The sequence below is a fragment of the Sphingobacterium micropteri genome (genome assembly GCF_014692515.1).
GTDB lineage: Bacteria > Bacteroidota > Bacteroidia > Sphingobacteriales > Sphingobacteriaceae > Sphingobacterium > Sphingobacterium micropteri.
The window spans coordinates 314,000-329,084 of the sequence record NZ_JACOIK010000005.1; the positions used below are offsets into that span (position 1 = coordinate 314,000).

11 protein-coding genes are annotated in these 15,085 nt (G+C 41.6%); 8 read left to right on the forward strand and 3 right to left on the reverse strand.

Annotation, left to right across the window (positions count from 1 at the left end):
• Window positions 1-10 precede the first annotated feature (10 nt).
• Together H8B06_RS09030 and H8B06_RS09035 are read left to right on the forward strand one after the other, a co-directional pair.
• Window positions 11-2,110: an endo-1,4-beta-xylanase gene (locus H8B06_RS09030; protein ID WP_190993945.1), complete on the forward strand. Its 2,100-nt coding sequence runs from the start codon at window positions 11-13 to the stop codon at window positions 2,108-2,110.
• A gap of 116 nt (window positions 2,111-2,226) precedes the next feature.
• Entirely contained in the window at window positions 2,227-3,864 is a 1,638-nt protein-coding gene (locus tag H8B06_RS09035; protein WP_223857565.1) for an IS1182 family transposase, read from the forward strand.
• A gap of 76 nt (window positions 3,865-3,940) precedes the next feature.
• Here the strand turns inward: H8B06_RS09035 and H8B06_RS09040 are convergent, their stop codons facing one another.
• Window positions 3,941-4,978, reverse strand: coding sequence for a LacI family DNA-binding transcriptional regulator (locus tag H8B06_RS09040; protein WP_190993946.1), 1,038 nt, complete (start codon window positions 4,976-4,978; stop codon window positions 3,941-3,943).
• 94 nt (window positions 4,979-5,072) lie between these two features.
• Between H8B06_RS09040 and H8B06_RS09045 the strand changes: the two genes are divergently transcribed.
• Window positions 5,073-6,074 carry a 3-keto-disaccharide hydrolase gene (locus H8B06_RS09045; RefSeq protein WP_190993947.1) on the forward strand — a complete coding sequence of 334 codons (1,002 nt, stop codon included), beginning with the start codon at window positions 5,073-5,075 and terminating at the stop codon, window positions 6,072-6,074.
• A gap of 220 nt (window positions 6,075-6,294) precedes the next feature.
• Here H8B06_RS09045 and H8B06_RS09050 read toward each other — a convergent pair whose 3' ends face one another.
• Together H8B06_RS09050 and H8B06_RS09055 are read right to left on the reverse strand one after the other, a co-directional pair.
• Window positions 6,295-7,599, reverse strand: coding sequence for a hypothetical protein (locus H8B06_RS09050; protein ID WP_190993948.1), 1,305 nt, complete (start codon window positions 7,597-7,599; stop codon window positions 6,295-6,297).
• A complete protein-coding gene (locus H8B06_RS09055; protein ID WP_190993949.1) occupies window positions 7,596-9,989 on the reverse strand; it encodes a TonB-dependent receptor in 2,394 nt (797 codons plus the stop codon). Before H8B06_RS09055 ends, H8B06_RS09050 begins: the two co-directional genes overlap by 4 nt.
• 133 nt (window positions 9,990-10,122) lie before the next feature.
• Between H8B06_RS09055 and H8B06_RS09060 the strand changes: the two genes are divergently transcribed.
• From H8B06_RS09060 to H8B06_RS09080, 5 genes are all read left to right on the forward strand, one after another.
• Window positions 10,123-11,262 carry an alpha/beta hydrolase gene (locus tag H8B06_RS09060; RefSeq protein WP_190993950.1) on the forward strand — a complete coding sequence of 380 codons (1,140 nt, stop codon included), beginning with the start codon at window positions 10,123-10,125 and terminating at the stop codon, window positions 11,260-11,262.
• Window positions 11,263-11,311: 49 nt separating this feature from the next.
• A complete protein-coding gene (locus tag H8B06_RS09065; RefSeq protein ID WP_190993951.1) occupies window positions 11,312-12,334 on the forward strand; it encodes a YncE family protein in 1,023 nt (340 codons plus the stop codon).
• A 74-nt stretch (window positions 12,335-12,408) separates the two neighbouring features.
• Window positions 12,409-13,374 carry an ABC transporter permease gene (locus H8B06_RS09070; protein WP_223857566.1) on the forward strand — a complete coding sequence of 322 codons (966 nt, stop codon included), beginning with the start codon at window positions 12,409-12,411 and terminating at the stop codon, window positions 13,372-13,374.
• Window positions 13,371-14,324, forward strand: a complete 954-nt coding sequence (locus H8B06_RS09075) for an iron chelate uptake ABC transporter family permease subunit (protein WP_190993952.1) — start codon at window positions 13,371-13,373, stop codon at window positions 14,322-14,324. Before H8B06_RS09070 ends, H8B06_RS09075 begins: the two co-directional genes overlap by 4 nt.
• Window positions 14,297-15,079: an iron ABC transporter ATP-binding protein gene (locus H8B06_RS09080; RefSeq protein WP_190993953.1), complete on the forward strand. Its 783-nt coding sequence runs from the start codon at window positions 14,297-14,299 to the stop codon at window positions 15,077-15,079. The genes H8B06_RS09075 and H8B06_RS09080 overlap by 28 nt, the downstream gene beginning before the upstream one ends.
• Window positions 15,080-15,085 lie beyond the last annotated feature (6 nt).

A 15,085-nucleotide genomic window follows, 5' to 3' on the forward strand; every position in this document is an offset into this window, starting at 1 on the left:
AATCTAAATAATGATGAAAAAGTATATAAAATATGCATCAGCTATCTTGTTGAGTTTGCTGATCTTGACATCATGTCAGAAAAATTTGACAGCTCCAGATGGGTATAGTGTGACCGAGGCACCGACGTCGGGTACACTGAGAGCACTTGCTCAGAACTTAGGTTTGAAAATTGGTGCCGCTTTTTCCCAAGCAGATATGGCGAATCCTGAGCGAATGGCCATTATGAAGTCGGAATTTGACAATGTTACATTTGGATATCATATGAAACATGGTGCCGTAGTACAAAACGATGGCTCGTTCAACTGGACAACCACGGATGCGATGGTGGCTTCAGCCAAACAAAATGGACTTGATATTTACGGACATACTTTGGTATGGCACCAGAACCAGAATGCAACTTGGTTGAAAACCGTCGTAGCACCTCCCGTTACCGAGTTTTTTGGCCCTAACCTAGTTGTAAATCCTACATTTGAAACGGACTTGACAGGATGGACGCAACTTAATCCGAATCCTGCCGGAGGTTGTGGGGCTATCCATCAACGAGTGGCAAGCGGTGGACGTAATGGTACTGCTGGCTTGCAGGTTGGAACCTGTGCTGCCATTACGGATGCTGGGTATTGGCGTGTACAAATACAGGGCAATTTATCTGCTAACATGCAGGCAGGAGGCAATTATCTTGTTGAGTTCTGGGTCAAATCATCTGCAGCAACGACCGTACAATTTGAAACCCGTGGAACTGAACCACAATATAAAACTTTTCCTACTACGACGGATTGGACAAAGGTTACGTTGAATTTTACGGCAAATGGAACGGAGGACGCGATCGCATTTGATCTGCATTCCCCAGAAAAAGCTACTTTCCAAATCGACGATGTTTCGGTTAGACAGGTTTTTGATGGCCCTCCCAATATCGTGGCTAACCCGGCGTTTGAAACAGATTTGACCGGATGGGCACAACTCAACCCGAATCCATCCGGAGGATGTGGAGTTATTCATGAGCGAGTAGCAAATGACGGACGCAATGGTACGGGTGGTCTGCGTGTAGGAACTTGTGCCGCTATTACGGATGAAGGTTACTGGCGTGTACAAATCAGAGGTGATTTGGCAGAAAAGATGCAGGCAGGTGTCGATTATGTGGTCGAATTCTATATAAAATCGTCGACAGCAACCACGGTGCAATTTGAAACACGGGAGAGCAGTGGTGGAGATGCACAATACGCGACCTTCCCCACCACGACGGATTGGACAAAAGTTACCCTGATTTTCAAGGCAAAAGGAACCGAAGATGCGATTGCTTTCGACTTACATACCGCGGAAAAGGCTACGTTCCATATCGATGATGTATCAGTAAAAGTATATATTCCCGATAATTCTGGCGATGGGCCGTCGGAGGAAGACAAAGCGAAGATCAGAAATGAGATGAAAACATGGATTGACGCCATTGTAGGGAGGTATAAAGCCGATGTTCGTTCATGGGATGTGGTCAATGAACCTATGGCTGACGGTGCTAGCGGATTACGCACAAGCAAAAACAGTGACGCATCTAGTAGTGATATTTTCTTTTGGAGTGATATATTGGGTCGGGATTACGGCTTACATGCTTTCCAGTATGCGGAGGGTGCCGATCCAGAGGCTTTATTGTTTATTAATGATTATAATCTAGAATCGAATCCGGCCAAACTGGATTCGCTAATTGCCTACGTGAATGAACTGAATGAAAAAGGAGCGAAAATCGATGGTATTGGAACACAAATGCATATCAGTGATCCCAAGTCATATGGTCCTATTCGAGAAATGTTTGAAAAACTGGCGGCAACGGGGTTACTTGTTAAGATCAGCGAATTGGATGTAAAATCCTCGCCGAGTGGCGGGACGGAATTGAGTCCAATCAACGCCGAGTTTCAGGCTGCTATGTATGAATACGTTATAAAGACCTATTTAGAAGTCATTCCGAAGGAACAGCGGTATGGTATTACCATTTGGGGCATTGACGATGCCTCAAGCTGGCTGAACACAAGTGAGCGTAAATATTTCCCGTTGTTATGGGACAATAGTTTTCAAAGAAAGCCTGCATATCATGCAATCTATCAAATGTTAAATGGTCAGTAGGATCTTTTGTTAAAAGCAAGGGGGCTGTCTAAAAAGCTTCATTAAAAAGATCCCCGATACGTAAAAGTGTCGGGGATTTTCATTGTCCCCTTATATTTTGTAATTTAAGGGTGCCTATGACAAAGAACCCAAACATACGATTTAAGGCTCTTCCTTCCAACAGCCCGAGCCTATTTCCGGAAGATATTTTTGATCGCATTCCATTGAACCATCCGGTTCGCTTGGTCGATCAGGTTGTTGACCATTTGGATCTGGAGCATATTATCCGTCAGTATAAAGGCGGAGGTACCACGAGTTTCCACCCTAGGATGCTCCTCAAGGTGTTGTTCTACGCCTATTTAAGCAATATCTATTCCTGCCGAAAGATTGAGCGCGCTTTGCATGAGAATATCTATTTCATGTGGCTTTCTGGAAACAGTACCCCTGATTACCGTACGATCAACTATTTCCGCGGCAAGCGCCTTAAAGGTCAGATACAGGATTTATTTGCGGGCATCGTGCGGATGTTGCATGAACTGGAGTACGTCAGCTTGAAAGTTCAATATGTAGATGGCACCAAGATCGAATCGGTGGCAGGTCGCTATACGTTCGTTTGGAAGAAGTCGATAGAGAAGAACAAGTTAAAACTGGAAGCCAACATCGCTTCTGTACTCTCGGCGATCGATGCGCAGATCACCGAAGACCAGTCTTCATTAGGTAATCAGGAAGTCAGCAAGGCAATCGACAGTGCACAGCTGAAGGAAAAAATCAAATCGATAAATGCCATGCTTAAAGGAACCAATAAACCTACCGATAAGCAGCTCAAGAAGCTTGAGGAGGACTATTTGCCCCGATTGGAGAAATATGAGCAGCAGCTGGAAACACTAGGGGACCGCAATAGTTATAGCAAAACCGATACCGATGCCGTTTTTATGCGCATGAAAGAGGACCATATGAAGAATGGTCAGCTCAAGCCTGCCTACAATACACAGATCAGTACCGAAGAGCAGTTCATCACCCACTATAGTATCCATCAGACGGCCGCAGACACCACAACCCTGCCGGAACATCTGGAAGGCTTTGAATCCCATTACGGAAAGCAAAGTGAATCAATCGTCGCAGATGCCGGATATGGCAGTGAGCAGAACTATGAGCTGTTGGAACGACAGGAGATAACCGCCTTTGTCAAGTACAATTACTTCCATATGGAACACAAGCGCAGGCATAAGCAGGATCCTTTTTCGGTACAGAACCTATATTACAACCGGCAGGAAGACTTTTATGTATGTCCGGCAGGGCAGAAGCTTGGCTTTATCGGTCATACGACCAGGATCAGTGCCAACGGATATGCTGCCCAGGTGAGCTGTTATCAAGCTCAACGTTGTGAAGGCTGCCCGATGCGGGGTCAATACCATAAAGCTCAGGGCAACCGTCTGATTGAAGTGAACCACCGGCTTGCCTGGCTCAAGGCTAGAGCCCGGGAAAGGCTACTATCAGCAGAAGGGCTATATCATCGAAGTAAGCGCCCTGTAGAAGTTGAAGCTGTATTTGGGCAGATGAAAAGCAACAACAAGTTTACTCGGTTCAGTATGAAAGGACTGGAGAAAGTAGCCGTGGAGTTCGGGTTGATGGCCATTGCCCATAACCTACGAAAATGGGCAACAAAATGGAAAAATAAGGCCATAACTGGCAAACCAGGTGGAAACAACTCCCTAATTGGGATAAAACATACTGTCAGCATGCTGAAAAGCACAAGATATCGCCTTGTCGCTTAATACCGGAAATGAAAAATATTATTGAGCTCGAGAAAGCTATAAAAAAAAGAAGGTGCCTTATTAGACACCTTCTTTTTTATGCGATCTCCGTCGATTTCCTATAGATTGTGGTCGCTTCCAATAGAAAATTCTCATATAGCATATCCCGCCTGTCTTGTTTTTTATCAATTAGTTCCAGTAGTAGCTCCAGCGCCAATTGTGCCATCTTTTGTGTAGGTTGTCTGATTGTAGACAAGGCAGGATTTAAATAATTGGCAAGATTCGTATTGGTGAAGCCAATAACGGCCACGTCCTGAGGTACAGCTAGATTTAAAGCGGCCAAAACCCCCAATATTTTGATAGATAATGTATCCGTGCCGCCGACAATGGCATTGGGCATGTTGTCCTTTTCTTGAAGCTTTTTGAAAACCGCAATTAGCTCACTTTCAATATTCTCTGTTGGATCTTGATAGTCCGCGTGAATAACGTATTCTTCACGAAAAGGAATAGCATAGTTGTGGAGTGCATTTTTATAACCTCGTATACGGTCTTTGGTATTACCGATATCTTTCCCACAAAGAAACGCGATTTTTGTTCGACCTTTCTTAATCAATTCTTCTGTCGCATTATAGGTTTCCAAACTATTATGGATGCCGATTTTATAGGTATCCAAACAGTGCTGCGTCCGGTCAAAAAGGATAATCGGACAAGTGTGATGATGAATATGTTGTAGTAATTTGGTATTGGAGTTTTCATGCGCAGGAGAGACAATAATACCAGCGACATTTTGACTAGTGAGAAAATCCAACGCTTCTTTTTCCATTTTCTCACAATTCTGCGTTTGAAAAGGGATAAGTGTATAATGTTGCGGCAAAACGGCTTTATAGAGCTCATCGATAAACTCCAAAAAAAATGGACTGGATAGAAAGGGAATGACGACACCGATGAGGTTAGTTTTTCCAGTTTTGAGATGGCGCGCAAATGGGTTGGGTCGATAATTATGTTCCGCAGCATAGGCTAGAACCCGCTCTTTAGTCTCATCTTTAATTTCATAACTGTCGTTCAACGCTCTAGAAACGGTCGCCGGAGATAGATTAAGTGCTGCTGCAATAGACTTTATATTAACTTTACCCATGATATACTACGCCTTGCTTTTGGCTAAATTATCGATTTATTATCTATATAAATAATTTTTGTAGATTAGTGCCTTTAAAACCCTAACTAAAGCTATGCTAAAAAAATATGTAGGATATAGTACATTGATGTGCCTATTAACAGCAGGTGTGGTTTCATGTAATAATGATACCACCGAACAAAAACAAGAAGAGGAAATACACAATGCCGCTACGCAAGTGATCCCCGAAGAGGCGGAAGGACTAATTGGACGTTGGGACGTTACCGTGGATAAAGATGGTAAAGAGGTGCCTTCTTGGTTGGAGGTGAAGTTATCTGGCTTTGATGTGTTGGTAGGATTGTTTGTAGCGGACGCAGGAAGTGCCCGCCCGGTTTCACATATTCAGCTTAAAGAAGGTAAGTTTTCGTTTCAGATTCCACCACAGTGGGAGGGAGGAGATGGGTTCTTCACGATCGAAGGTGAACTGGCTGGAGAAGGTATCAAAGGTACGATCACGACGAACAAAGGCAATAAATTTGATTTCACGGGTGTGAAAGCACCTTATCTTGTCCGCACAGGCGAAGCACAATGGGGTGAACCTGTTGAACTTTTCAATGGAAAAGATCTTACTGGCTGGACAACCTCAGGAGATAATAGTCAGTGGGCTGTTGAAAATGGTGTTTTGATTAATAAGGAAACCGGTGCTAACCTAATCAGTGAACAAAAATTTGAGGACTTTAAATTAACCGCGGAGTTTCGTTATAGGGAAGGAGCAAATTCGGGGATTTACTTGAGAGGTCGTTACGAAGTGCAGATTGAAGATTCTCCAAAAGATAAACATCCCGGTTCGCTGTATTTCGGTGGTGTATATGGCTTCCTTTCACCAAGCGAAATGGCAACTTTGGGTCCAAATGAGTGGAATACGTATGAAATAACCCTACGTGGACGTATGGTAACGATTGTGGCGAATGGTAAAACTATCATCAGCAATCAGGAGATTCCGGGTATTACCGGAGGAGCTTTGGATAGCAGAGAAGGTGAGCCGGGGCCAATTTACTTGCAGGGTGATCATACAGGTGTAGAGTTTAGAAAGATAACGGTTATACCGGGTAAATAATAAGCTTTTTTGTTAACAGGTACGGATCGTTTTAATCGATGATCTCTAAGTTTCATAGAAATGAAGCCTGTTAATTAAAAATTGCATATGCGTTTTCAACAAAATACATATGCAAAATATATAAAACGCATATGCATTTTAACTAAATTGCATATGCGTTTTTTTAATAAAGTATAAGTGGTTTTCTTATAGAAACTTACGATTTTGTAAAATCATGCTGTTAATTTCCTAGATTGACTTTGGTAAAGCCCGATACGGCTCCACCTACATTAACTTCAAATGCTAGGCTTGCTGAATTGGATGATGGGTTATATTCATAATACCCATTTTTATATTCATCCTCGCCATCGTTAACGTTGAGCTGTGCACATCTCAAATAAATTTTACCATCTACTTCCGTAGCAGCCATCGCCGCTCCAGGATTGGTTCCTGCGGGGATACCTGTTATTTCCTTGAATTCCGGATTTGCTACATCCACAGAATAAAATTTCCATATATTACCGCGGTTGATGTTACCTGTTCCACCTCCCGTAAGGGTTTCTGTGTTTAAGGTAACGATCAATTTTCCATTATTAGCGTAAACACCTACAAACTTCCCGTTATCGGCTGCTCGGAAGTCTGAAAACTTCAGTTCCCAGGCTTGGTCTATGTCGGATTCATTTGCTTTGATACGAACAATTTTTGATTTTCCTCCGATAGCAGAACGTCCTTGGGTAACAATGTATAAGTCACCATTGGTATCGAAATCGTACATGTGATTTTCGTTAATATAGGCAATGCTTCCGGTATCTTCGATTTCGATTGTATTTTCGTATGATTCGTTGTTGAGATCAATAACCGCAATAAATACATCTTCGAAATAATCATCAAAGAAACCAATCTGGTTTACCGGGCTTTTGGCATAGGTAATGTTCGCATAGAGCTTATTTCCTTTGATTGCAAGAAATTTTTGTCCAACCGATCTGAATGTAATTCCCGCTTCCCCTGCACCACGTTCATTTACGGCTGCTGTCAAATCAAGGGATCCTGTGTTCTGCATAGTGCTTGGATTGAATTTCTGTATTTTAGTGGGCTCGGCAGCATCCCAATAATAGCCTAGGTTGTCATCCTTAATCACGAAATTTCCGGTTCCATAATATTTATTTGCTTCGGTTTGATTTTTAGAAGCGATAAATGCGCCTGCAGAGACTGTTCCATCGGCGGCAATATTGATTTTCTCTATACCCGTGGCATAATCCGTAGTGCGGAACATTTTATAGATATTGTTACCATGTGTTCTCCAGCCGCCCATACCTTCACCTTCTAATGAGGTTGCTTCCACATTGGAAATTGTGCCGGTCGGAAAATCATCAAATGCCGTCAGATAACCAGCTTTATTGCCAGATATACGATCACTCAATGTCATAATAACATATTTTTCGGAGCCCTCTTGTTGTGGATCTGTATCATCATTTTTACTACAAGAACTAAAGGCTAAGCTTCCTGCTATTAACGTCAGCAAGGAAAGATTGATGTACTTTTTCATATGTTGTGTTTTGTCAATTGATAACTAATTTTGAAATGAAAACTTCTTCCGGGTCTTTGTATTTTATAATAATCGTATAATTTAGCATCGGCTAAATTTTTGACTTCAAACCCAAAAGATATAGGACGTTTTGAAAGAAAATAATTGAATCCTGCTGTTAGTAGATGTTGATTCGGTACGATATTCGTAATGGGAACACTCGCTTGTCCAAAGAGACCTAAAAACCCTTTTGGTTCATTTTCTCTTGGGATGTGGTTGAGGTAAAATTCCCGGATGAAATTCCAATGTAAGTATGCTTTTACCTGGTCTCCACTGCGAAATATCTCACCGAAGTTTCCAAGTACACTGGCGTTAGCAAAGAAATAGGGGGTATTACGGACACGTGTGCCATTCATCCATGCATTGATACCCTCAGAGATGTCAACCATTCGATTGTCTTGCCAAGTAGCATTTGTTGTCACTTGTAAGTTTTTAGTCAGCATATAGCTGAGGTCAACGTCGAAACCATAACCACGAATACTATCTAGGTTACGATATTGTGCAAAGGGAGGTTGTATAGGAACTAATAGGATCATCCCGTCGGTTTTACGATAGAAACTACCTACTTCGGCGGTCAGTTTATCTTTTTGAAAGCGATAGCCTATATTAATGTTAAAACTGCGTTCAGGCTTCAACTCGAAATTTGGTGCTCGCGTATCATTGTCACCAAAAAGCTCGTTTTCACGTGGTAATCGATTGGTAAGTTCCCAAGATGCTCGAATGAAATCGTAGTCTGACAGTTGATATTTTAAAGCATGACCTATGCCCCAATTACTGTTCGAGTATGTTTTATACTGTTCAAGGTCGACATCATTGGCCATAAAAGCATTTATGCCTTTCGTGTTGAAACTAAAAAATTTCCCCATCAATTGATTAGTCAATTTATTGTTTAGCCATTTCGATTCCCACATTAGTCCCGCAATGGTTTTGCTATATGTAGCTTCTTTAGTTAATACATCAATATCCGTTCCGTCGAATCGAAAGCCTAAAGGGTCTTCTCCCAGTCTGGTAATATAATTATATACAAAATTGGCTTCGACATGATGTCGTTCATTGATGGAATAGGCAAGGTTAGTCCTATTGATAATGTTGCTGAAGTTTATATCCGAATGGGAGGGTCTCGGACTTTCTCCCGGTGTACCTCCGTTTCTTTCCGTAAAATTGCCATACCAGTCAAAAGAGCCTTTGATGGTATCTACACGAGATCTGTTGATATGACTATACGATACGAATTGGTCAATATTTAACTTACCAAATGCTTTCTGGTACTGTGCGCTAGGCACAACCCCTGTATTGTAGACCTTCAATGCGCCATAAGGAGTCGTCATTCTTGCCGGATGTTGGGATTCCCTGTCAATACTATATAAGGCAAGCCCAAATTGAAGTCTGTCTGCCCAGGAAACATCTCGGATACCCCCATACGCTTCAGCAAAATAGTGCTCGTATCCATTATGAAACAATGGTAATGTAACTGTTTGGAGGTTGCTATTTGCGTCTACTACTTCTACATCAGCTTTGTAATCATTATCAGAATAGTTGTAAAAGGCATCAATTCCGGCGAACCATTGTTTGGATTTGGAGCTGTGATAGCCTGAAAGATTAACAATATGGGTATTAAAAGATGCAATTTCATATGAGGCCTGAAAGGACGAACCCCGATTTTTTGACCTAACGAGATTAACTGCGCCGCCGAGAGCATCACCTCCTAGTGAAACGGGGACCACTCCTTTGTAAACTTCCACTCGTTCCAATTGATTAACGGGTACATTATTAATACCATAACCACCTCCTAGATATTCTAAAGGAATACCGTCTCGGAAATATTGGACAGCGTTGCCTTGAAAACCATTGATGGATACATCTATTGCATTACCTAACCCACCACTCTGCCTAATCCGTATGCCCGGCGAACGGTTCATCAATTCCGATAGCGTGACGGGTTGCTCCGCAACAGCACGGGTGTCCACGACCACAGCACGAATAGCCTGTTCCCTTACCTGTTGGGTTTCCGATTTGCCCAAAACCGTCACCTCCTGCAAGACCTTATCATCTTTGGACAAACGAATCTGTAACGCTAAATTTTCTTGCGCTAGTTTGATAATGGTATCTTGAAAAGTGGTGTAGCCCACAGCAGATACCGTGAGTAAATGTTTACCCGTCGGGATATTTTTAAGACTAAAATAGCCATTGGATAGCGTCGTCGTACCGTAATTTCCTATTTGTACCGTAGCATCTCCAAGCGGAATTCCATCTTCATTGTGCACATACCCTGTTAACACATCGGTTGTTTGTGCCAATATAAACTTGGACAAAAAAAGCAAAACCGATAGCATGTATATTTTATAGCGCATGGATTATTCTCTATAATAATTGCTGCAAATATAAGGTAATTTAGATTAAATTCAGATAATGCTTGTTATTTGTTTAGAATCTATCTAAATTAGCGCCAATTTATATCGAGCACAGGTGTTAAATTTTCTATACATGGCGAAGAAAACATTTACGGTGATCATCCATATTTTGAATAACAGCGATAGTTTCGTTGGTGAGCCATGTTATGTGACAAGCAATATAAGTAATTGGCAGGTGGATGCGCACCCGGTAGGTTTGATACCGCCGCTAGGTGAAAAAACAAGCGTGGTACTTGAGGGGCTAGAAGAAAGTGAATTGGAATTTAAGATTACAAGAGGCGGGTGGGATACGTTAAATAGTACGGCAAACGGAGAGCTTCTAGCGCCACATCGTATAGATGTTAGTCGTGATACCGAAGTGGATGTCACTATTGACGGCTGGCGCGATAAATTTCCTTCATCTACAGCAAGTCCGCAGGTACATGTAATGGCGGATCAGTTTTACTTTCCACATCTGAACACCTACCGCAGGATTTGGATTTATCTGCCGAAAGATTATCCGTATGCAGATAAACAGTATCCTGTGCTGTATATGCATGATGGACAGCATCTTTTTGATGAAGCGACATCGGTGGGAAGAACGGGGCCAGTAGAGTGGAAGGTAGATGAGACCATTGATGCGGCCAAACAGGAGGCAATTGTAATTGGTGTAGAGCATCCAACAGAAATAGCAGATCGAGCGCGGGAATTTTTACTTTTCCCATTCGGGGAGGTCAGGGAACCGGTAGGACATCTATATCTCCGGGATATTGTGAACGTCTTGAAACCATATGTGGATAAGCATTATAGAACCTTGTCGGATAAGAAGCATACAGGGATGGTAGGAAGTTCGTTTGGAGGTTTGCTTACGCTCTATGCTGGGTTGCTCCATGCGGATGTATTTGGCACGCTTGGGGTCTTTTCGCCGTCGATCTGGACGGGTAAAAAGGAATTGGAAAATTTCTTTGCCAAAAAGTTAGAAGAGAATGCTTGCCTGCTTTGCGGACAATGTTATTATTTTTATGCTGGGGGACGGGAAAAACGTAGAAATGCACCGGAAGGGCAAGGCGATATGCGAGCAGATATGCTAGATTTTATTGATGCGCATAAAAAAGCGATGTGTGTAAAAATCATGATTGATATAGACGAAGAAGGAAAACACGGTGCATTATATTGGCAAAAAGCTTTTAGTCGGTTTTATACACGTTGGCGACAAGAAATTTCAAACAATTAACATATAATAGATTACTTAATTACAATAACTTATGGTTTCAAATAAATCTTTGAAAAAAAGTAACAGATCAAGTTTCTTGTTATTTGCAGGGTTGGCGACGTTACCGGCTTTACAATTGTCTGCTCAACAAGTCGAAAAATCCGCACCAGCCGGTCGCGGTGTATATGAAGCTGTTATTAGCCAGCAGGATGGTTTTTTGTATGTTACCGGAGCAGGTTCACGGACTAGCCCCGGAGGCGCCTTATACAAGATTGATCGTGCAAACCTTTCGATAGTAGACAGCATCAGCTTGGCGGAAAATCCTCCTTTTGGAATCGGCATCAACAATAAAACACAGACGGTGTATACAACGAATACAAGAACAAATTCTGTCAGTGCCGTTGATTTGAAATCGGGTAAATTGATCGCGACCTTTAATCATGGTGGTGAAAAATCACATACCCGAGAGGTGCTTGTGGATGAGGATAATAACGTTATATATGTAAGTGATGTCGGTGATCCAAGCAGTATTTGGGTGATAGACGGCAAAACAAACAAGTTTTCGCATCTGATTGAAAATCTGGGTAAAACCTTAACCGGAATGGCTTTTGTCGATGGTAAGGACAAAATTTATGTGACGATAATGAGCGATAACACGATAGCTGTTGTGAATACTAAAACGAAAAGTATCGAGAAAACTTTTTCTTCTGGTGGAGAAGCGCCCGTCAATATCGTGAGTGATGGTAAACGCTTGTTTGTAACGAACCAAAAGTCGGGCACGTTGACCGTTTTGGATACGGATGGGAAATTGTTGAAAGCCATTGAGACGGGGGGCGGTGCTATTGGCGTTGCCTATGACCCCGTTAAGAACAGGATATACTCGGCAAACCGTCAGACGGGAACGACAACGGTTATTGATGCAAATTCGTACGAAGTATTAGCTGATTTAGCAACAGGTTCTCATCCTAACCACGTAAAAATTGACGCGCAGGGAACCGCTTACGTTATCAATAAAACCAAGGGTGGTAGACCGGTAGAAGGCCAGCCGGTTGTCGTCGATACTAACGGAGATACGGTGACAAAAATAAATTAATACCTTTGTACTTAAATAGGATTTAATATAGAGACGCAACATGTTGCGTCTCTATATTTGTAAACGAAATTAATTTGAGAATAAAGAACCGGAGTGTAATCTATTATACGGTCTCTGTATGCTGTATCCTGCTGTTGGCATGGATTTCTTTGTTTACGGGGGTTAAGGATATCCGCGTCGTGGATTTGTTGGGGGATGAGGATAAACTTATGGTTTTTTTTATCAGTCGTATTCCGCGTACGCTAGCTTTGATTCTAGTTGGTGCAGGACTGAGTATTTCGGGTTTCATTATGCAACAGCTTTCGCAAAACAGATTTGTTTCTCCGACAACTTCGGGAGCACTGGAAGCTGCAAAAATGGGAATTCTTTTTGCTTTGGTATTTTCGCCCGAAGCTTCCTTAATGGTCCGGATGTTTTCTGCTTTGGTTTTTACGTTTTTGTCGTCTCTTCTTTTTATTTGGTTTGTAGAACGGGTCAAAGATAAAAATACTGTTTTTATACCCTTGGTTGGGATTATGTTTGGAAGTATTTTAGCATCTATTTCGACCTTTTTCGCTTATAAAAACAATATCGTTCAAAATACGCAAGAATGGTTATTGGGCGATTTCTCTGCTGTTATGCAAGGGCAGTACGAAGCCATTTATATCATCCTACCGATTGTGCTGATTAGCTATCTATATGCCGAGCGGTTTACCATTGCGGGTATGGGTAAAAGTTTTGCGACCAATCTAGGGCTATCCTACCATACGGTTGTCAATATCGGCTTGATGGCCGTATCACTCGTTGTGAGTGCGTCTGTTGTAACCGTAGGCGCAATTCCTTTTGTCGGGCTTATCGTGCCTAATGTGGTGAGCATGCTCATAGGAGATAATCTTCGACGTGCCTTACCCTTAACCGCTTTTTTGGGGGCGATGTTATTGCTCGTGTGTGATATTATTGGTCGATTGTTGGTTTTTCCTTATGAAATACCCATTGGGATGACTGTTGGTATTGTCGGTGGTGTCGCGTTCTTTTTACTGATCTTAAAAAAAAGTAAATGAAGCAGAAACGCAAGATTATATGGCTAATGCTGTTGTTAGGGGTATCCATATTATTGTTTATGATGCATAATATGGGTAATAACCTTGATTACGTATTAAGTCGTCGGGGTATTCGGTTGGCGACCATGATGATTGTAGGTGTTAGCGTGGCTTTTTCTTCTGTTATTTTTCAAACGATTACAAATAATAGAATATTGACTCCTGCTATCATGGGGTATGAGTCGATCTTCATCCTTTTTCAAACGTTGATTGTGTTTTTTTACGGAGATAAGGCTTTTAAAGTTATCTCACAGCAAGAAAACTTTTTCTATGCCGTATTGCTGATGCTTTGTTTCTCTGTATTTATGTATTTGCTGATCTTTGGGAGACAACGAAAAAATATCTTCTACTTATTGTTGATGGGAATGGTGATGGGGACGCTGTTTAACACATTGAGCCAATTTCTCCATGTTGTAATCGATCCAAATGAATTTTCGATTGTACAAAACTTCATGTTCGTTTCATTCGCAAAGATGAACGTCAAACTGTTGGGAATAGCCGCGATAACGTTAATTGTGACGCTTGTCTTGACACTTCGTTATTTAAAGTATTTAGATGTGATTGCGCTAGGAAGAGATCACGCCATCAACTTAGGATTGGATTATAACAAGTTGATACGAACATTTATGCTTATCATTGCCTTATTAGTATCTGTTTCCACAGCTTTGGTAGGACCTATTACATTTTTGGGTATTTTGGTGACCAACTTGACTTACGAGTTGTTTAGGACGACCAGGCATGCGTACACCGTATGGCTTTGTAGTGCCGTATCCTGTATATGTTTGATTGCGGGACAATTTTTGGTTGAACACATCTTAAGCTTTTCGACTACAGTGAGTATTGTGATTAACTTTGTGGGGGGTATTTATTTTATGTATTTGATATGGAGCACAAGAACGAAAATAAGCTAATTTTCCAGGGGCTTATAAAAGAATACGGAAAGAAACGTGTCATTGATGAGTTAGATGGTAGGATAGCGAACAACCGTATCACCTCGCTTATCGGACCGAATGGAGCGGGTAAAAGTACACTGCTTTCTATTCTTAGCCGTTTGCTCAAACAAGATGGGGGAGAGGTTTCTTTCATGGACAGGTCGCTTCTTGATTACAAAAGCAATGAGCTTGCTAAAAAGCTCTCCATTCTAAAGCAATCAAACCAAACGGATGTGAAGTTAACCGTCAAGGATCTCGTGGCTTTTGGACGTTTTCCGTATTCCAAAGGAAGAATGACGGAGGTAGATTGGCAAAAGGTACATGAGGCTATCGCATTTTCAGACCTACAGGATTTCACAGATGCGTATATTGATGAGCTAAGTGGCGGACAGCGCCAGCGCGCGTTTATTTCGATGATTATTGCACAGGATACGGAGTATGTCTTATTGGATGAGCCGTTAAATAACCTCGACATGAAGCATTCTGTACATGTAATGAAAACATTGCGGAGATTGGTAGATGAATTAGGAAAAACTATTGTGATCGTTATCCATGAAATTAATTTTGCTGCACAATATTCGGATCATATTATTGCGATGAAAAATGGTAAAATACGTTATAGTGACGAAGTAAATAATATTATCAAACCCGAAATTCTTAAGGAGATCTTCGGTATTGAATTTGATATCATTGAAAAAAATAATAAGAAAATCTGCAATTATTTTAATCTTTAACGATCT